Annotated in this window: 14 protein-coding genes; 10 read left to right on the top strand and 4 right to left on the bottom strand. The window is 42.8% G+C overall.

Going from position 1 to position 20,128, the window contains the following annotated elements; genetic code table 11:
- The 4 genes from ACTNB3_RS10935 to ACTNB3_RS10920 all read right to left on the bottom strand — a co-directional run bounded on the left by ACTNB3_RS10935 (nt 1) and on the right by ACTNB3_RS10920 (nt 4,695).
- Nucleotides 1-966 (bottom strand): polysaccharide deacetylase family protein, encoded by a 966-nt coding sequence (locus ACTNB3_RS10935; protein ID WP_441025624.1) that lies wholly within the window; start codon nt 964-966, stop codon nt 1-3.
- 22 nt (nt 967-988) lie between these two features.
- A complete protein-coding gene (locus ACTNB3_RS10930; RefSeq protein ID WP_441025621.1) occupies nt 989-2,098 on the bottom strand; it encodes an EpsG family protein in 1,110 nt (369 codons plus the stop codon).
- A gap of 561 nt (nt 2,099-2,659) precedes the next feature.
- Entirely contained in the window at nt 2,660-4,330 is a 1,671-nt protein-coding gene (locus ACTNB3_RS10925) for a relaxase/mobilization nuclease domain-containing protein (protein ID WP_441025618.1), read from the bottom strand.
- Nucleotides 4,330-4,695, bottom strand: a complete 366-nt coding sequence (locus tag ACTNB3_RS10920) for a plasmid mobilization protein (protein ID WP_441025615.1) — start codon at nt 4,693-4,695, stop codon at nt 4,330-4,332. The genes ACTNB3_RS10925 and ACTNB3_RS10920 overlap by 1 nt, the downstream gene beginning before the upstream one ends.
- A 609-nt stretch (nt 4,696-5,304) precedes the next feature.
- Here ACTNB3_RS10920 and ACTNB3_RS10915 point away from each other — a divergent pair.
- The 10 genes from ACTNB3_RS10915 (at nt 5,305) to ACTNB3_RS10870 (ending at nt 19,688) form a co-directional block, all read left to right on the top strand.
- On the top strand, nt 5,305-6,186 hold the full coding sequence (locus tag ACTNB3_RS10915) for an RNA polymerase sigma factor (protein WP_441025612.1): 882 nt from the start codon (nt 5,305-5,307) through the stop codon (nt 6,184-6,186).
- Between the two features lie 23 nt (nt 6,187-6,209).
- Nucleotides 6,210-6,473 (top strand): DUF6870 family protein, encoded by a 264-nt coding sequence (locus ACTNB3_RS10910; protein ID WP_441025609.1) that lies wholly within the window; start codon nt 6,210-6,212, stop codon nt 6,471-6,473.
- A 153-nt stretch (nt 6,474-6,626) separates the two neighbouring features.
- Nucleotides 6,627-8,363, top strand: a complete 1,737-nt coding sequence (locus tag ACTNB3_RS10905; RefSeq protein WP_441025606.1) for a recombinase family protein — start codon at nt 6,627-6,629, stop codon at nt 8,361-8,363.
- Nucleotides 8,308-10,068: a recombinase family protein gene (locus tag ACTNB3_RS10900; protein WP_441025603.1), complete on the top strand. Its 1,761-nt coding sequence runs from the start codon at nt 8,308-8,310 to the stop codon at nt 10,066-10,068. The genes ACTNB3_RS10905 and ACTNB3_RS10900 overlap by 56 nt, the downstream gene beginning before the upstream one ends.
- Entirely contained in the window at nt 10,058-11,680 is a 1,623-nt protein-coding gene (locus ACTNB3_RS10895) for a recombinase family protein (protein ID WP_441025600.1), read from the top strand. The genes ACTNB3_RS10900 and ACTNB3_RS10895 overlap by 11 nt, the downstream gene beginning before the upstream one ends.
- A gap of 6 nt (nt 11,681-11,686) precedes the next feature.
- Entirely contained in the window at nt 11,687-13,036 is a 1,350-nt protein-coding gene (locus tag ACTNB3_RS10890) for a recombinase family protein (RefSeq protein ID WP_441025597.1), read from the top strand.
- Nucleotides 13,037-13,039: 3 nt separating this feature from the next.
- Nucleotides 13,040-14,731, top strand: a complete 1,692-nt coding sequence (locus tag ACTNB3_RS10885; protein ID WP_441025594.1) for a recombinase family protein — start codon at nt 13,040-13,042, stop codon at nt 14,729-14,731.
- Nucleotides 14,706-16,418 carry a recombinase family protein gene (locus ACTNB3_RS10880; RefSeq protein WP_441025591.1) on the top strand — a complete coding sequence of 571 codons (1,713 nt, stop codon included), beginning with the start codon at nt 14,706-14,708 and terminating at the stop codon, nt 16,416-16,418. Before ACTNB3_RS10885 ends, ACTNB3_RS10880 begins: the two co-directional genes overlap by 26 nt.
- 1 nt (nt 16,419) lies before the next feature.
- The gene (locus ACTNB3_RS10875; RefSeq protein ID WP_441025588.1) at nt 16,420-18,090 is read left to right on the top strand and encodes a recombinase family protein; all 1,671 of its coding nucleotides are present in this window, start codon (nt 16,420-16,422) and stop codon (nt 18,088-18,090) included.
- Complete coding sequence (locus ACTNB3_RS10870; RefSeq protein WP_441025585.1) at nt 18,087-19,688, top strand: recombinase family protein; 1,602 nt, start codon at nt 18,087-18,089, stop codon at nt 19,686-19,688. The genes ACTNB3_RS10875 and ACTNB3_RS10870 overlap by 4 nt, the downstream gene beginning before the upstream one ends.
- Nucleotides 19,689-20,128: the final 440 nt, after the last annotated feature.

The following is a 20,128-nucleotide window of genomic DNA, read 5'->3' as shown; positions in this document are numbered from 1 at the left end:
TCACCTATTAAGACTTTCTTCCGCAGCTTCTCTCATATTCAAGCTACGCATCCCATATTTTTCTTTTAATTCATCATAATAGCACAATATTTCTTCCAACTGTTTCAAATGATAGTCTGTCCTGACACCAATATTATGCGGATGCCACCATAAATGAAAAGTTAACCCACGCTTTGCCGCATGAAGCATTTGCCTTTTAATTCGATTAATTTTGGTTTTTTCTAAAAATGCCAGCGGTCTGAAATAGGGCTTATACATACGAGAACCTATAAGATTAACAATTCCATTCTCAACCTTAGGAACATACCCCCCTAGTCCAGTCAATGGGAAATATACATCAATCAAGCGAAGTACCCTCATAAGAGGACGAAAAGACACTTTTTCGTGAATCCAGTCATTCTCTTCGTCACGATACGCCGTAAAACCAAGTTCTCTTAACACTCCGATATGTTCTTCTGTACACTGATTTCTAGGCAACACAACAGAAGTTATACTGTATCCATTGGCTTCCGCAATTCTTTGAGCAGCTTGCATATCTGCTTTGAACTGTTCTGTAGTTTGCCCTGCTTCTCGACAATAATAGTGTGAAAATGTATGACTGCCGATTTCTTGACCATCACAATGGGCAATTTTGTCGATTAGTGATGGAGCATAAAAACAAGGAGCCGTATGCTCATCTTTTCCAATATATGAAAAACAATTATAAGTTGACAGCTTCATATTTGTATAGCTCGGCCGCAAATTGTCAGGTGGAAAATAACGCTTAACTTCTTCAAAAGAATGCGCAAATTGAAATCCTACCGTAGCCCACGTTGCGTGAATATTATGGTCATGGAATAAATCTAATAATTTAGGAATAGCTTTTCTTCCTCCCATCACATGATCCTGATATTCTTCTAACGTACTGCAATCCTGCATGCCCCAAAAAAGCTCAAAATCCAATGAAATAATAAATATTGATTGCATCACAGCCTCCATGTATTACTCATTATAACATTCCCCAAGTAATGTGCATTTGATAATAAAAAAACGCAACATATCCAATCACCGTAAATATCTGCATTAGTTTCGAAGATTCCTCAGTGAAAATATTTTTTAACTCCCAAGGTAACAATATGAGAATTGCATAAACAAAAGTCGGTTGAATCATTCTACCTATGAAGATACCAGATGTACTCATTGATAAAAGTGCGGTTCCAAATGCAAGTATTGAAAAATTAGTCGTAATATGGATAAGCGGATTATCACTTGCTTTGATCTGCTTATAGCCAATAATAGATAACAACATTGGTATAGAATACACCAAAACACGAATCGGATTCGTTCCGTCATCCCCCCATTCTTCCCAATCAGATACCATTCCAGAATACTGGGTTGTTGATAACGCAGTATCAAGAATATCCGTAAACTGATCAACAAAGAACAATGCTATAATACACGCTATGATACATAAAACGCTTTTCTTATTCCATGCCTTGCCTTGAACTATAAAAACTACTGGTATCATAAATAGCATAGAAGCATGAATCGTCGATGCCAAAAGAATAATTAAAATAAGTTGGATATATTTTTTCTTTATCAATAACTCCGTTGAAGCAAAAACAATAGTGATTGCCAAAAACTGACGGATTCCATTGTGCATCCAACTTATATAATCAGTTGACGCAACAAACAGAAACATGCTCAACCAATAATTGCAAGAGTATTTTCTGCAAATATACACAATACAAAGAAGTTGAATTGTTGCAATTATAAGAAAAAACAGAACATCAGAGTTTCCAATAATACATTTCACTAAAACAGTTAATACTGAAAACCCTTTATCTTTTGTAATCGTTGAAAGATACTCTGTCAGTTGTCCCAATTGCGTTGGAGCGTTTCGAAATGCCATTCTGTATGCCCTCGTATCACCGAAAGCATCCGTCCGATATCCTGCCCAAATAATGTATGGGATTACCAAAATTAATGCGGAGACCGTATCCCATCGTTCTTCCATTTTTCCACAAACTAATTCCCTCCTCCGTGGAACAAGAATCTCCAATAAAATCCCCCCAGTAAACATCCAGATCAGCAACCACCAATAATTTGTCAATGTCATATTGTACTCTCCAGTTTCATTTTATAATCCAATCCACGCATCATCTGAGTGAATCAATTCATGTTCTAAATCATCGCACGTTACAAATGTCAAAAGCAGCTTCTTTTCTCTTGTTAAAAAGCGGTACTCATTTGACAAGTGTTATATTGCTGAATATAAAAACAGCTTATATCCACACGCCCCATCCACCATACTACTCGTAAAAAAGAACCTGTGTATATAAGCTCTTCCATATTATAAGCCATTTTAGAGTCTTCACTTCAAAGTCCGGAAACGCTCTATAGAATCAGCATATAATACACTACCTCAGCACCTTATTATAACACTTTTCAGATGTTCTGTCGATTGCTTTTCACTACTATTTACGAACTTACATGTATATATGAGCGTAAATATTCGTCTTAATTTATATATTTACAATATACAAATCCGAAAACGGATTGATTCTGAAACAGGATCATGGTATTATGCCTGAATTTCTATATTTTCTATCCAATAATTCTCTGATTTTCCCATCTAAATAAATCTTTATTTTTTAATTTTTCTTCTTTCAGAAGTGTCTTACTCCAGATCATCAGTCTTCTTTTTCTCCTTGTACTGTCCTGGCATTTTTTTCAGAAAACTGTCTCGATTTCGGATCACTTTTCCAAGATCCATCCACTGCTTCCTGATTGCTTTGAACGCTTCGTATTGTGCATCTTTCTGGCTCTGCAGGATTACTTTCTGTTCTTTCAGTTCCTTCACACCAGGCAGTTTTTGATCACCATAAATTTCCCGAAGTTCTCTGGAAGCAGCCTCATACAGTTCCAGTTCTGCCTGATGCTCTTTCAGAAAAGCGGGTTGCTTACCACATCGACAGTATTCCCGATATGCTCTTTTTCCTTTGAAATACTGTCCCAGCAGACGAAGACGATGATTTACTTCTTTCAATTCAGCTTCTGTTGATTTCATTTGAGAACGACACTCCCGGAACTGCTTTGTCATAAGCTCATATTCCTCATCCAGTTCGGTACTATTCAACAAACCGTGTTCTGACATAAAACTGAATGTCTTTGCCTGAACCTGCAGGTTATGAATTTTTATCCAACGGGCATATGCATCGCTGTTCTTTGCTTTCTCATTTTTCTCCAGATCAATTATTTGTCCCAGATTCAGTGCCCCGCTCAGATCACTTCTCTCTGCCCGATTTTCAATTGTTAATTCGTCTCTTGTTTTTGTCTCTAACTTTTGTCCACCATGGACAGAAGTTGGAGCATTTTTTTGCGCACCCGGAAGGGAAACTGCTGTTTCCGGTGCCCTCCTTTCCCGTTGGATGGTTTCAAGGATTGCTGCTTTTTCAAAAATGTCTCCCAGTTTTCTTCCGGCAATTGGTTTCGTCCGGCCCTGAGGCAGATAGCTCCATCTGCCTCTGCTTTCTTTTACCTGAATCCCATACTGTTCCTGAAGGATTTTCTGAAACTCTTCCGGTGAATGGCTGACACAGATTGTATCCAGAATCGTCTGCCGGATCTTCTCTTTTTCCGTTTCAAATTTTGTCCGCTCCGGCTTCTGCCCCTTCTGAATCAGCATCTCATTTTCCTGATCCAATGCTTCCTGCCCACGCTGTTCAACCCGATATTCTTCATTGGTTACACGTTTCCGGGACTGGGTCAAATCAACCTGATGCATCCCATTTTCCCGGCACAGTTTCATCAAGCCTGTTCGGAGATAAGACATGAACTCTTTCGTGCAATTGTGCTTGAAGCCTGCCCTGCAGTCACAGCGGCGCTGCTTATAGGGAAGTGGCTCGATGTCCTGTATCCGAAGACTGTTCAGGACGATATGAACATGGATATTACCAGCCCCATTATGCCCGTCCTCATGGGCACACACAAGCATCTGATGTCCCGGAAAATGTTCCGCTGCAAATGCCATCCCCATTTCTTGTGCCTTTTCAATCGTAAGGCCAGGTTCGACTTTATCTTTGGGATCAAAACTGATGATGTAATGATGCGTTTTGATTTCTGTTTTCCCTTTATTCTTTTTATATTTTCGATTGGCTTTCCGGCATTCCGATGCAAAATTATAGGCATCGCAATTAATTCCCTGCAGTATATATTTTTCCCGCAGCATGGGATATCCACTTTCATCCAAAAGCAGTTTGCCGCTGCTCTCATCGTGCTGAAAGATCAGATACTGTTCCGCTGCGGTATAGTCCGCATTTTTGCTGGCAATATGCTTCAAAACCGCCATTACATTTCACCTGCCATCTCCTCAATTTTTGTTTTTAGCATCGTTAAATCTGCAAAACAATGATTCAGATTTTTTGACAGCCGTGCTGTCATAGGATTGCCCTGGTTTACGTGTCTGGCAATCTGGTTCATATTACTGCCGATTTTCCCCAGTTCGGCTGCAATCCGGTCAAGAACTTCACTGTCATAAACCGGATGAATATGAACATCCACTTTTGCCGTAGCAACAGCTTGTCTGACAAAATCAGACTGCATCATACCCGAATCCTGCAGCCTTTGCTGGAACATCTGCCACTCGTCCTCATTCATGCGGACCGTTATAACATGCGTGCGGTGTTCGGGATGATATGTGGCTTTTTTCTTCATGGAAAAAGACTCCTTTCTGTCACTGAATTTAATGCGGAGCCATAAAAAGAAGTGACATTTTCAGACACAGAACTGCCCTGCATTCTGTCTGAAAATCCTGTGCTGAACCGTTTGTTTCGGTCTCTTTACGTGAACCAAACAGGCATTCAGCATCAGTGCCTGCGGCACTGCACCGAGGGACTGGGGAATCGGAATCCCCAGCAAGAGACGGCGGCGAAAAACAGCTCTGTTTTCCGTGTATTACATTCTGCGTATTACACAGATGTATTACAAGCCGAATCTTGCTCTTGGCTTCCCGCTCTCGCATGGCTCCTTATTTTCTTACCGTTCTCACACTTTATGCCGCAAATCATTCACTCATTTTAGCCTGAAAAGAACTTTCGACGTGTCACAGCTGATGGAAGTTCTTTTTTTCTTTTTCTGATTTTCTTCTGCGATTCTTTTACGCAGTCCTCCCCGCAAAACGGTTGCAGGTAGAAGGGATGAACACGCTCCCTTCCCACTCACTTGAATAACCGCAAAAGCAGCGAAAACAATTGTGCACACTCCCATGAAACCGAATGGGTGGAATGAGATGTGCCTGTTTGTTTTCGCGGAAGGAGGACAAACATGACAGCCAAACACCAATCTGACACCCCCATTGTATGGGTAGACAACATTCCTTATAACATTTCATCCCAAACAGAAGCCCTGTTAAATCAGGGAATCGTACCAGCAGAACTCAAAAAACAGATTTCTTCCTTACAGGGCGATGATACCTGCTTTGATTTCTGTCGCCAAAGGCGTTTGATGAAGCGGGCACTGGATCAGATCCATGCAGGAATCCTTCCTGCTTCCCTTACAGATTTGATTTCCAGTGGTTCTGTTCCTTCTGAAATTCTGTTTAAACTCGTCCAGCAGAAACTGATCGGAAAAGCAGAAAAACTCCACAAGAAAAAATTGCTTTCTGACGATACGCTTAAAGTGATTCATACGCAGCTTCTGACTCCTGAAATTCTTCCTGAATTAAAACGGGCTTTTCTTTCCGATACTGCCTGCTACCTGTACGAAAAGGGAGAAATCAGCAGGGAAATTCTGAATGGGTTTAATGACGGTACGATCGACCCCAAATACCTTTTGGTCATTCGCAGATCTTACCGGAAATTATGCTATCTCAGCGAAGTAGAATCTGAACATTCATTTCATGAACATCCGGATGAGAAAGGACACCTTTTTCGCTATGAGTCCATAAACGATTCCAAAACAGAGCCGGATTCCATGCTGTTTTCAGAGCAGAACCGCCAGTATCTGATGGAAGCACTGGAATGGCTTTCCGCTGAAGACTACACGTTGATTCATTACATATTTTTTGAACGGATTTCCATGAGAAAAATCGCCCGCATGGAAGGCGTTTCAGAAGGAACAATCCGCTATAAGAAAAATATGATTCTTGGCAGGCTCCGCACGATTTTTGAAGAAGTAATGGGGCTGCCCTATGATGCAATCTTTTGATTTTGGAAAAGGAGCTGATAGCCATGACATTTGCTGAAATGAAAAATATTGATCCAAAAACGGTAGATCCCGGCAAACTGACAGATATCGCTGATGTTACAGTCAATACCCGGCTTCCCCTGCCGGAACGTCTGGCAGATTATCTGGATCAGATTGGAAATCCCTATTGTTTTCGCTGCGGCAATGTTGTTGTAAAAATTGCCTTCGCCGATACAACAATTACGTTTGAAGACGCTTTGGAGCAATTTATCCGCCAACGTCAGCTTGCAGAACATACTCGTCTGTAAAAACTGCAAAATCCGATTGTAAAACTGCAAAACCCAGGCTCGACAACAGCCTGGTTCCCGTGCTATCATCAAACTGTGGGTTAAATGAATAAAGAAGAATCTGGAGCCTTTGGTTTCTTGATAGCACAACTATGTTATCAGGAGGTCAAAGGCTTGTTTTATTCTAAAGAACTTCAGGCCCCGCTAAACGGGCAACACTGGCTGTGCGCATCTTATGTCCGTCTTTCCAAAGAAGACGAGGATGCCGGTAACGGCGGAAAGGACGAAAGCAACAGCATTACCAATCAGAAAGCTTTAATACGGGATTATCTCGCAGATCACCCAGATCTGGAACTGGTCGATGAGTTTGTAGATGATGGTTATTCCGGGGTCAATTTTGACCGCCCGGATTTCAAAAGGATGATGGAAGAAGTAAAAAACCGGCGTATCAACTGCATCGTCGTTAAGGACTTATCCCGATTTGGCAGGAACTATATTGAAGCCGGGAAATATCTGGAACAGGTATTTCCATTCTTAGGTGTCCGCTTCATTGCGATTACCGATGATATGGACACCGGCAGGAAACAAAGTGATGCCGAACAGTTCATCCTTCCTTTTAAAAATCTGTTTAATGATTCTTACTGTAAGGATATCTCAACAAAGGTTCGCTCTCAGCTTGCCATCAAACGAAAAAATGGCCAGTACGTCGGCAGTTTTGCCTGTTATGGATATCTGAAAGATCCGGCAAACCATAACAAACTGATTATCGACCCGGAAACCTCCGGAGTAGTTCAGCAAATTTTCTATTGGAAAATACAGGGGCTTTCCGCTGACCGGATTGCAGAACGTCTGAACAGCCTGGGAATCCTTTGCCCGATGGAATACAAACGCAGCATGGGGATGAAAGTTTCCACAAATTTTCGTACCAAAGGTAAAGCACAATGGGCACCAAAATCCGTGCTGCGTATCCTGAAAAACGAGATTTATGTCGGTGTCATGACACAGGGAAAGATGACCACGCCCAGCTATAAAATTCGTAAGTTGATTGAAAAACCGGAAGAAGAATGGGACCGCGTAGAAGGTACGCACGAAGCCATTATTCATAAAGATATTTTTGATGTCGTTCAGTCGCTCCTTCTGCGGGATACACGGATTTCGCCGGATGAAAAACAGCTCTATCTGTTTTCCGGATTTCTGTTTTGCGGAGATTGCGGAATGAATATGATTCGAAGCCGCAGGAAATATAAAGATACGGTTTATGCCTACTATTCCTGTTCCGGCTACAAGCGAAAATCCGGCTGTAATTCTCACATGATCAGCGAACGGCAGCTCTACGATTCCGTTCTGGCTGCCATCAAACACCAGTGCAATCTTGTTCTGGATATGGAACGGCTTTTAAAATATGCCCAGAACCTTCCGGATGATCCGGACAGCAGGCATCATTTCGATGTACAGCTTGCCAGGCTGGATGAAGAAATCAAACGGAATCAGGATATGAAAGTCAGACTGATCGAAAATCTGAATGAGGGGATCATCTCCCGTGAAGACTACCAGGAACTGTCTGCAATCTACGATGTCCGAATCCATGATTCCCGTCAGGCCAGACTGAATGTCGAAGCTGAGAGGGATGGTCTGAAGAATCTGCCCCTTGAAAGTGAATGGCTTTCTACTTTTAAAAAATATCATACCGTTAATGAACTGGACCGTATTATGCTGGCAGAACTGATTGATTTTATTGAAGTACATGAAAATAAAGAGCTGACGATTCATTTTAAATTTGCCGACCAAATAGAGCGGGTACAACAGTATCTTTCCTCTATTCCCGCTCTAAATATCAGGGATGGAGGTAATGGAAATGGCAAGAAAAAGCCGTCGTCCAGCACAGGCTGCACAAATACAGAAAAACAATAATATCCTCCCATCTGTTTCCAGCTCTGAACCATCTCTGTATAAAACGGGAATCTATGCCAGACTTTCTTTAAAAGATCTTGGGATCGAAGATGGCGATACAATGGAAACGCAGATTGCACTGCTCCGTGACTATGTGATCCAGCATCCGGAACTGGAACTGACAGAGGTTTATGAAGATAACGGCTGGACCGGTACCAACTTTCAGCGCCCGGAATTCAACCATATGATGGAGGATGTAAAGACCGGAAAAATCAATTGCATCGTTGTAAAAGATTTATCCCGACTGGGTCGGAATTATCTGGATGCCGGATATTATCTGCAAAAAGTTTTTCCTTCCCTGCAGCTGCGCTTTATTGCAATTTACGATGGATATGACAGTAAATCTTCTGATCCTGATTCCATGCTGGTCAGCATGAAAAATATCGTCAATGACTATTACAGTAAAGATATTTCCAGGAAAATCTCTGCAACCATTGATACGAAACGGGCAAACGGGCCACACTATTTAGGGCCTCCACCCTATGGATATGAAATGAGTACACATGGTCCAAAGCACTATGTAATTGATAAAGAAGTGGCTCCATTTGTTCATCTGATCTTCCAGTGGGCCCAGGAAGGGGTCAGTTTCCACCAGATTGCCATGAACCTGACTGATATGAATGTTCCGACTCCGAAACAGCATTATGAAAGAAAAAGCAAAAAAGATAAAGATACAGAGACCAATTATCCCGCCATATGGAACAGCGGTGTAATCCGAAAAATGGTACTGAACCAGACCTATGCTGGTGATTTCGTCAGCAACAAAAGCTATTTTCGAAAATATGACCCGGCAAACGGGCGCATGATTCCGGAGGAAGAATGGATGATCTATCCGGATACCCACGAAGCCTATATCAGCCATGAAGCATTCCAGACGCTGAAAGAACACCTGAAAACACAGGCAGAAAAGCGTAAGCGGTGTATCAAAAGGAACCGGAGACAGATTGAAAACCCGGATAATCCATTTTCTTCGATCCTCTTCTGTGGTGAATGCGGACGTCCTATGCGTCTTATGAAAACCGGTAATCAGGATGGGCAAAAATACTACAAATGCAATGGTGCTGCCAACCGAACCCACGTCGGCCATTCCCCCTTTCGAATGGAGTTTGGCAAACTGAAAACCATCATACTTTATAACCTGCAGACACAATTGAAACTTGCCATTGATGCAGATGCATTTTTAAAGAGACTTTCATTGGAAGATGCACAGAAAAAACTGAAAAGCCGCCGATTTGCCGCTCTGCAAATGCTTTATTCCAAAAAGTCCGCTATTACCGGCAAAAAACAGAAAGCTTTCGAAGATCTTGCTTCCGGGATTCTGGATAAGGAAACCTACTCTTTACAGATCGAAAAACTGGAAAAAGAAGAAAACTGGCTGGAGGGGGATATCTCCCGGGCCAAACAGCGTTTGGCAGATGTTTCGACCTACTTTACGCCGGATAACAAATGGCTGCAGACTTTTTTAAATGCCCGCATTTCTGATGAACTGGACAGTCGGGCAGTCCATCTGCTGATCCAGCGGATTGAATTATGGCATGACAATCAGGTACGAATTGTCTTTGGATGTACAGACTGGATGTATAAACTGCAAAACTGTATCGAAGAACTGAAACAAATCGAAGAAACTGACGATTCCTGCGAAAGGAGTACTACGAATGGCCAATAACCTTGCTTATTATATTCGCTTATCTTTAGCTGATGGCGACCTCAGCGCTTATAAAGACGAAAGCAACAGCGTTAAAAACCAACGCGATCTGATTTTAAAATACATAGAAACTCATCTGGAGTTTTCCGGCTGGAATATTCATGAATTTGTAGACGATGGATATACCGGAACAAACGATGAACGGCCGGATTTTCAACGCCTTATGGAGTTAACCAGACAAGGGCAGATCCAATGCATCATTGTAAAAGATCTGTCCCGTTTTGCCAGAAACTATATCATTACCGGGGATTATCTGGAACAGGTTTTCCCATTCCTGGGAGTTCGCTTCATTGCGATCAATGATGGATACGACAGTGCCAGCAGTACCACTGTCGAAGACAACATGAGTATGGTCTTGAAATCTGTTCTCAACGCCTACTACAGCAAAGACATTGCCCGGAAGATCACCTCTGCTTTTCATCAGAGGATGCGCCAGGGAACCTTTAAAGGTCCGGCACCTTTCGGATATCTGCGTTCTAAAGAGGAGGTCGCATTTGAAATCAATCCGCCGGCAGCCAAAATCGTCCAGCGCATTTTTGAACTGACGCTTGCAGGGAAAAGCCGGAAAGAAACCGCCAATATCCTGAACACTGAAAAAATACCCACCCCGGCTGTCTTTAACCAGCGTTACAACAATAACCTCCATAATGCACCCCATACCGTAACGGAGCATTCTCTTTGGGAACCTTCGATGCTTCTTCCTATTCTCCGGAATGCTGTCTACTGCGGAGATCGGGTGCTTCGCAAAAATGTGGCAGTCATCCCGGGATCAAAAAAACGCCGGAAAGCCAGACCCGAAGAACAAATTGTAATAAAGGATGCTCATCCTCCGATTATCAGCAGGGAAGACTTCGACAAGGTACAACAGCTTCTGCCGGATTATCGTCCTCACAAACATCGACATCAAACCAGAGAATATACCTTGAAAGGAGTCGTCCGCTGTGGAGTATGCAGGCGTGCAATGCCCAGGGAGAAAAACGGAACTGTTTTCCTCTGCCGTCATGCAGTAATGGAACATTCCCAATGCCCGAAAAAGGAATTTCCCGTTTCTGAGATCGAACAAACTATTTTTTCAGTGCTTCAGCCCATGCTGCAGCTTGCCGCTTCCACATGGAAGCAGAGTCAAAGGAAAAACGCTCCTGATTCTGCCAATGATTATCTGACACAGTATCAAAAAGAAATTGCTCAGGCAGAATATGAAGAAAAACGTACAAAGCAGCTCAAACTGGATGCCTATGAAGATTATTCCGCAGGCACGATTTCTCTGGAGGAATACCATAAGAGAAAGGCTCAACTGAATCGTCAGGGAAATGCCTGTCATGAGAAAATCGAAAACCTGAAGACTCAGGAAGCAGCTCTCAGCAGCGGAATCATTCCCCATGAGATGCAAACCGTCACAGAATCTGCAAAAGAATTCCAACATGCCAGCGCTCTTTCCCGGGAAATGGTCACAACTTTTGTAGATGCCATATTTCTTTATGACACACATTATGAGATCCGATGGAAATATCAGGATGTATGGGAACAGCTGCAAAAACATCAAAATGAAAAGAATAAAGAAAAGAAGGAGTAAAAACACATGAAACAGAAAGATAGAGGCCGGAGGCATCAGATTCCTCCGGAAGGCGTTTATACTGCCACCTGGATCCCCTATGGTTACCGCTATGACCCGAATTCTACTGCACTTGTCATGATCGATACGGAAGTCGCTGATTATGTACGATTTATTTTCCATCAATATCTGGAAGGGATATCACTGACGCAGATCTGTAAGCAATTGAATGAACAGGGTGCACCCAATCCTGCCCTGCGTAAACGTCAGCTTGGCCAGAAAGATCGTCTCGGCAAAGATACAGAACGTTGGAATGCGCCTTCCCTGAACCAGATTCTTTTCAATCCCATGTATGTCGGGGACTGGATTTTAAGCGGCAGAGTCTGGGATGCTGTTTATCTATACAGTGGTGAACCGGCTCCGTCAGGTATCCAACTCCCAACAGTAGAAGAAAATCATCACGAAGCCTTAGTTTCCAGAGATGATATGAAACGTGCTTCTCTCAAATATCTGCAGGACCGTTCTCTCAGAACATCCAGGAAGCAGGCGGTTCGCCAGAATGCCACTAACCAGACACATTTTTCCATTGGAAGCGTTCTCCGGTGCGGTGAATGTGGACGGGCAATGCATAAGAATGAAATTTTTACCGGAGATGGCACCAGTTTCATCGCCTATACCTGTTCCAGTTTTTCTCTTCAACAGGCAAGCAAATGCGCCAGCCGGTTCTATCGGCTGGACGAAATTTTAACCTCTGTCCAGCCACTGGTATCCGCAGAACGAAAGGAAGCGCTCAAATATCTGGACATGGTAAGCGGAGAATCTAAAAGTGTCCAATATACCCGTGTGGAAAATTTTCTTCAACGGCAGATTGATCAGGCAGTTGATTCTGTACGGAAAAATCTGTCCGCCTTCCGTCGATTGAAAGCCCGTTATAACGGTAAAAAGCTCTCCGAAGCAGAATATCTGGAGGGACAGCAAAAGATAGAAGAAGAAAACCGGATTTCGGAACGTCAGGTCATGGCAGCACTGATACAGATTCGCAAATTCCGGGCGACCTGTTCTGAGACAAACAACTGGATTACACTATATTCTTCCATTTCGGAACAACCGGATTTTTCTGCTGATCCGGAATTGTTCAAACAGATTATCGAACGTATTGATCTGTACCCCGACAAGCCACCTGTGATCACGTTGGCAAGGATGGAAGAAAAAGAGGACTTTTTGAAAACCCTCTATATGCCGATTCGTACCAGGCATTTAACTTATGAAGATACTTCCTCAGATCCGACAGTTTCTGAAGACAGCGAAGAATCTTGTGAAAATGAGGAAACACCCCTGGACAACCCGTTCCAGACCACACCGATAAAGGAGGATTAACCCATGCTTCCATCCGAAAACCATACAGAAAGACTTTATCAGGCTGCTCTCTATGCCCGGCGTAAATTTTCTGATGTCGTCCAGCCGGATGAACCGGATCCAACTGCCACTGCCCAGATCAAAGAACTGAAAACCTTTCTTGCAGATCTATCGGATATCCAGATCAGTGGTATTTACATGGACAGCCGCAGATTGAAGCAGGAAAGCCCGCGCCCGGAGTTTTACCGGTTGATGGCAGAAATCCAAAATGGCAGGTACGACTGTATTGTAGTCAGCAGCTTTGAACTCTTTGGAAAGGATCATATAGAAAATCGTTATTACCTTCTCAATCTCCTTGCCATGATGAAAATCCGCATTATTTCTGTCCATGACAATTATGACAGTCTGCATTCCGAACCAGTTCCCGGTGAATATAAAAAACTGGAGGAACTGATCATCATGGTGGATAAGTACGCCCGGTCACGCTCCATTGCTGCCACAGCCAGACAAAAAAAAGCAAACAGTTTCCTGGAACTGACTTTTACACCATTTGGTTATCTCTATAATCCGGATACTCCCTCCAATCTGGATATTGATCCGGTAACTGCACCTTATGTACAATACATATTTAAAGAATTTCTTTCCGGTACCAAACGCAGTTATATCGCCAAACAATTGACCCAGATGGGCGTACCGAGCCCATCTTTGCGAAAGAAACAGCTGGGAATCACCTATACCAAGCCGGACGCCAAAGATTACTGGACATTTGGAAGCGTCAACTATATTCTGAAAAACCGTGCCTATACAGGCGATCTGGTATACGGACAACAGCGCTCCGCTATGTATGTATTTCACGAATGCAGGAAACGTCACTGGACCGGGGAAACGCAGATTATTGAAAACCATCATGAACCCCTTGTTTCCAGGCAGGATTTTGAACGGACGCAAACAATGCTTGAGCTTCTTTTCGAAGAAAATCGATCCAATGCCGGGAAACGTCCCGGTACGCTTCTTCCTCCCACTCCGTTTCGGAACGTCGTACGCTGTGGTCATTGCGGACGATCCATGTACGTTGTCCGGCACATGAGCAACCGGCACCCGTATTCTGCTTATGTATGTTCCAGCCATCGGATGAAGCTTCCGGATGCCTGCCCAAAGCAGAGTTTCCGGTTGGATGAAATAATCCCCAGAGTAAAGGAAGCCATTGAACAGGAACGGAAACTTGCTATGTCTATTGCAGAACAAATGAAAGATGGAGAACAAAGTACCTGCTATCTTCAGATTGAACAATACTTTCAGGACAAAATTAATGATGTATTAGAGCAGTTTAAAACCAATACGGAACATTTTTCTATTTTGGAGACTAACCAGAATCCTGAAGGTTCTTTCACTCATGATTCTGTAAAGGATCGTTCTGACAAACTCCGCGAAGAATTGACGAAAATACTGGATGCAAAACAACAATTTCGGAAAGATTTCAACCTGGATAATCCCTGGCTGGTTCTTTTTACCCAGGTACCCGAAAACTTTGAAATAACAAAAGAATGGTCCCAGAAATTGATTTTTCAAATCAACCTGTTCCGGGATGCACCGCTTACTGTCACCTGTCAGGAAGAAAAATCAAAGGAATTGCTGCTCTTCTACTTTTCTCTGATAAAAGACGGAGCAACAGCCGGAAAGGAGAAACTCTATGGCACGAAAAAGCCGCCAGAATGAACAAATTCAGCGAATCAAGAACTACAAATCCGTCAAACCGGAATCCGTCCTTCCAGTGAATCATACAGCACTTTATGCCAGGTTATCTCTGTATGATATGAATCACGTCTGCCGGGACAGTATTCAAAACCAGATATCCATGTTAGAAGAATATATGGAAAACCATCCGGAACTGAATCTGGTAGAACGATATATTGACAATGGCTGGTCCGGCACCAACTTCCAGCGCCCCGGCTTTTTACGGATGATTCAGGATATCCAGTCAGGAAAGATCAACTGTATCGTAACCAAAGATCTGTCCCGCCTTGGTCGAAATTATCTGGAAACTGGTTATTACCTGGAAATCCTCTTCCCTATGATGGGTGTTCGGTATATCTCAATCAACGATAGATTTGACAGCGATACCTCCGATCCCTCTCAGCTTCCTATTATCCTGAAAAACATTCTGAATGACTTTTTCAGCCGTGATCTCTCGCGCAGATTTTCTGACAGCTATGATCTGAGAAAAGCTCAGGGTGTCTTTCGTAAAGGATTTCCCTATGGATATACTTTTGATCCGGAAAAGCCCAGATATTTGACTTTCGACCCCAATGTATCGCATTTCGTCCGACTGATTTTTCAATGGGGAATAGAAGGAGTCAGCACCCATACCATCTCCATGAGACTTCGGGAAATGAAAGCACCGACTCAGGAACGCGTGGAATTTTTGCGTTCCGGCGGAAAGACAAAGCATGAAGGTTCCACTTTATGGAGTACCACCTCTGTTCGTCTTATTCTGACCAACCGTGTTTACACAGGTGATTTTGTATGCGGCAAATGTTATAACCGTAAATGTGATCCCTATAATAAACGCACCCGCATTCCGGAAGAAGAATGGGTTATTATTCCCAATGCTCATCCGGCTTATATTTCCCACGAAGATTTTGACAAACTTCAGAAACGTTTTGAACAGACCACAAAGCATTACAAAAATGCGGTAAAACAAAATGCTGCCATCTACCAGAATCAGCCCAATTTTTATAAAAGGATTCTTTTCTGCCAGGTATGCGGACACAAAATTCAAATGACCGGCGCCGATGCAGAACATCCTGCTGATTCTGTGATGGGATACGCCTGTCAAAGTGCCGGGTCTTCCGTACTGGATCCCCATCCGCAAAATCATATCAGTAAAAAACTGCTGGATGTGATCGTTCTGGCACAACTGCAGAATCAGTTTCGGGTCGCTGCCCGGTTTAAGCACTGGATGCTGTCGTCTGAAGGAAAAAACAAAATTTCTGCCTGTCTGTCTTCCTTACAGTTAGTTTTGGATCAGACTCACCAGCAGTCCTGCATCCTGGCAGAAAACCGTGCAGATGCCTTTGAATCCCATGCCGATTTTCAGATTGACGATGAAACATTCGGTCTTCAGTTGGAACAACTGCGCTCCCAAAGTCGTATTCTTTCTTCAGAACTTGCACAACAGGCAAATACCCTGATTCAAGTAAAACAGGCACTTTCCCTTTCGAATCCATGGCTGATCCTGTTTACCCAAACTCCGGCTCCTCATAAACTGGATTCTTCGACTGTACATCAGCTGATTGAACGAATTGAACTTAATTATTCGGAACAGGTGACGATTCACTTTAAAGAAGAATCCTGGTTCCTGCTCCTCTGCAATCTCTATGATACTTTGATGGGAGGTGAATGACATGGCTTCCTTTACTTTAGCTGCCTATCTTCGATTATCCAAGGCAGACGGTGATCTTTCCAAAAAAAATGAAAGCAACAGTATTTCCAACCAGAGAACCCTGATCAAAAACTATCTTTTGACACATCCGGATTTATCTGCGATGAAATACCGTGAATTTGTAGATGATGGCTATACTGGGACAAACACACAACGGCCTGCTTTTAAAAAACTGATCGCCCAGGCCAAAGCAGGAAAAATCCATGCGGTAATCGTAAAAGACCTGTCACGCTTTTCCCGTGATTACCTGGTACTCGGAGACTACGTAGAGCAGATTTTCCCTATGCTCGGGATCCGTTTTCTTTCCATTAATGACCATTATGACAGCAAGGAAACGAATTCTTATCTGGAAACCATGAATATTGCGCTGCAGTCACTGGTTTATTCCTATTACAGCAAGGATCTCTCTAAAAAACGCGCTTCCAGTGTGGAATATCGCATGAAAAGCGGTACTTTCATTGGATCGGCTCCTTATGGCTATATCAGCAACTGGAAATTACACTGTTATGAAATTGATCCGGAAACTGCCCCGGTTGTGCAGCTGATCTTCACACTGGCTTCACAGGGAATGCGCCCTACAGCCATTGCGAACTATTTAAATGGTCAAAAAATCCTGACACCGGCACAATATAATGCATCCCATCCCGAACACGGAAAATCGGGAAAATACTGGAAAACCACTCAGCCTCTTTGGAAATATACGATGGTTTCCCGCATCCTGTCCAATACTGCGTATCTTGGAGACCTGGAAATGAGAAAGACACATACTTCCCTGACAGAGCAAAACAAAACCGTATCGGTTCCACCGAAAGAACGTTTGATTCGTACCCATGCACACAAACCGATTATCAGCCGGGAACTGTATGATGCTGCCCACAGAGCATTAGAACGTCCGCCTTCCACTCGCCCCAAAAAGAAAATACCTCCTGTAACTACACCACTAAAGGGAAAATTACAGTGTGGATTCTGTGGAATGACCCTTCGATTTCGCAATGACGGTAAAAACGCCTTCTGTCTTTCTTCTCAGCTGAAGCATTCCATCTGTCCCGGTACGAACTATCCCATAGATAAACTTGAACAGTTTGTGTACCAGCAGATAACATTTGCTCTCCGTCAGCTGATTCTCATGAAAGAAAAACAGGAGTTAGAGATACAGGAAGCCCAAAAACAGATGAAGCTATATCAGGCCAAAATTACGCTCCTGAATAATCGGCTGAACACATTGCAAAATGAAAAACGAAAACTGTTTGAATTAATGGCAGACGGTACACTCTCTCCCAATGCTTTCGATTCACAAAAAAGCTCTCTGCAGAAAAATATAGATTCTATACAGCAAGATTTAACCAACCTGTACCAGGAAAAAGAAAAACTGGCAGAGCAGTCTATTTCTGATGAACTGATTCATCTGGCTGAAACGGCCAGGGAATATCTGGCAGTCAATGAACTGACAGAAGATTTATTACAGACCTACGTTGAAACCATTACAATCTTTGGACCTGATAAATACCAGATCAAATGGAAACACGAAGAATTATTTGCTGCTTTGTCGGAGCAATTCCAAAAGGCACGTCAAACCCAGATAAATCATGATTCTATCGTTCCATCACAGGAAGAGGAGAAACCATACATATGAATCAAAACATTGCAATCTATATCCGAACCGGAAATAACGAACCAGAAGAACTCTCCTGCTCACAGCAACTGATTATCGACTATATTCAGGAGCATTCCGACTTTCGTTCATTCCCCACAAAAATCTATCGGGACAACGAGACACCGGATGAGCATGTGAACCGTCTTTCTTTTCAAAAGATGCTGCAGGATGCTGAAAATCAAGAACTCTCCTGCATCATTATCACGGACTTTTCTCATCTGGCGATATCTTCCGTGGAACAGGAACTGCTTTTGTCTTCTCTGATTGACGGTTGCCACACACGCGTCATTGCCATAAAAAACCATTACGACAGCAGTCTGGAAAATGCTGCTCTAAAAAAGCCCTGCTATAAAATGGCTTTCCTGAAACAGACTTGGAACGAAATTACGTGCAATCCACCGCCGCAAAACCCCATAATCCAACAGCTTTGGAATCATCCCCTGCTTCAGGAACAGGCCGGAGAACATGGGAAAAACACGGCTTTTTCCCCATATGGATACCTGTACGATCCGGACAGTCCCTGCATGATGAAGATCGATTCTGAAACAGCACCTGTTGTACAGGAGATTTTCGGCCTATATTTATCCGGCTTTGAAGTTAATCACATTGCCAGAATACTGACAAAGAAAAAGATACCAACACCCGGCAAACGCCGTATCCAGATGGGATATTCTTACAAGAGACTTCCTGCCAATGATTACTGGTCTTCCGTCTCCATTCGAAAGATTCTTCAAAATCCGGTTTATATCGGGGACCACATTTACCGTATCCCGAAAATGCCAAAAGATTTAAAAAAGCAGGCAATGACAGAAACACCAATTCCTTCCGGAAGCGTGATTCACGATCACCATCCCCCGCTGATATCAAAAGACGATTTTGAGGCGGCAGACATCCTCCTGCGATGTCAGGAACAGCTTTTCCGTGAAAGCCGGAAACAAACCGAAACGCAAAAAAGGAAACATCCAATCTCTTTGTTTCGTAACAATATTTTCTGCGCAGTCTGCAAAAGAAACATGATTCATGTCTGCCGTAATCATGATTCTCCCAATGCTTCATCCGCTTATGTTTGCTGCAGTACGCCTAAGAAACTTCCAAATGCCTGCTCCCGTATTCTGCACCCAACGGAAGATATTGCATTAGAAGTAAAAAAAGCGATTTTAGAAGAACGCGCCGCTGCAAAAGCCGCCGCATTGCAAACTGCCAATGGAACCCACAGTCCCGCCTACCTTGCTGCAGACAAACAAATTTCCAGTCAGATAGCAATACTGCTCGATCAGGTCATGGATTCAAAATCTGCTGGTAACGATTCTGAACAGAATATGGCATTATTACGGACAGAGTTTTCCATACTGAGGAAACAGAAAGATCAACTCATATCCGAATTCACGGAACCCAATAAATGGCTTACCCGATTCGGCAGCTTACCAGAAGATTTTGTTCTTGACAGAGAACTGGTAAAACACTTAGTAAAACGGATTGAAATCTCTCCTGACCATAAATGTTTCATTACCCTGATGTACCAGGAAGAAAAAGAAAATCTTCTCCGTTTCATCATACCATATGAAGAACCCGCATAATAATCTCCCCGGTAATTTTCTCATTACCGGGGAATGTTATCATACTCCATTCGTCCACTCTATCAGTAACACACCGCCTGATGATTAACCTTTTTGCAATCAATCATCTTTTTTGATCAAGCATTCGATTAATGTAAATCAAAATCACTATTTTTGTCGTAAAAGCACGTAAAATCGTACTTTTTGTCGATGAAAAACAAGTGCACATTTTTTTTACAAATGATATAATATGCTTGCATTTTTATACTTTATGTTAGTTAAATGGAAAATTTTTCCTTTTTGCTACTGAAGCGGAAACAGCAAAATATTATCTACTTCATATACAACACTTTTGCTCATTGTCAGCTTAAATAGTATCATCTTCTGATACAAATAGTATGATGTCACCTGCATGAATCATGAAGTAGGAACATAAAAATTCAGGCGACAGTTCCAATCTC

Origin of the sequence: Bariatricus sp. HCP28S3_D3 (assembly GCF_052065755.1) — a bacterium.
Taxonomy (GTDB): domain Bacteria; phylum Bacillota; class Clostridia; order Lachnospirales; family Lachnospiraceae; genus Allocoprococcus.
The sequence above is the reverse complement of the archived record's forward strand: the minus strand, read 5'-3'. Positions and strand labels throughout refer to the sequence as shown.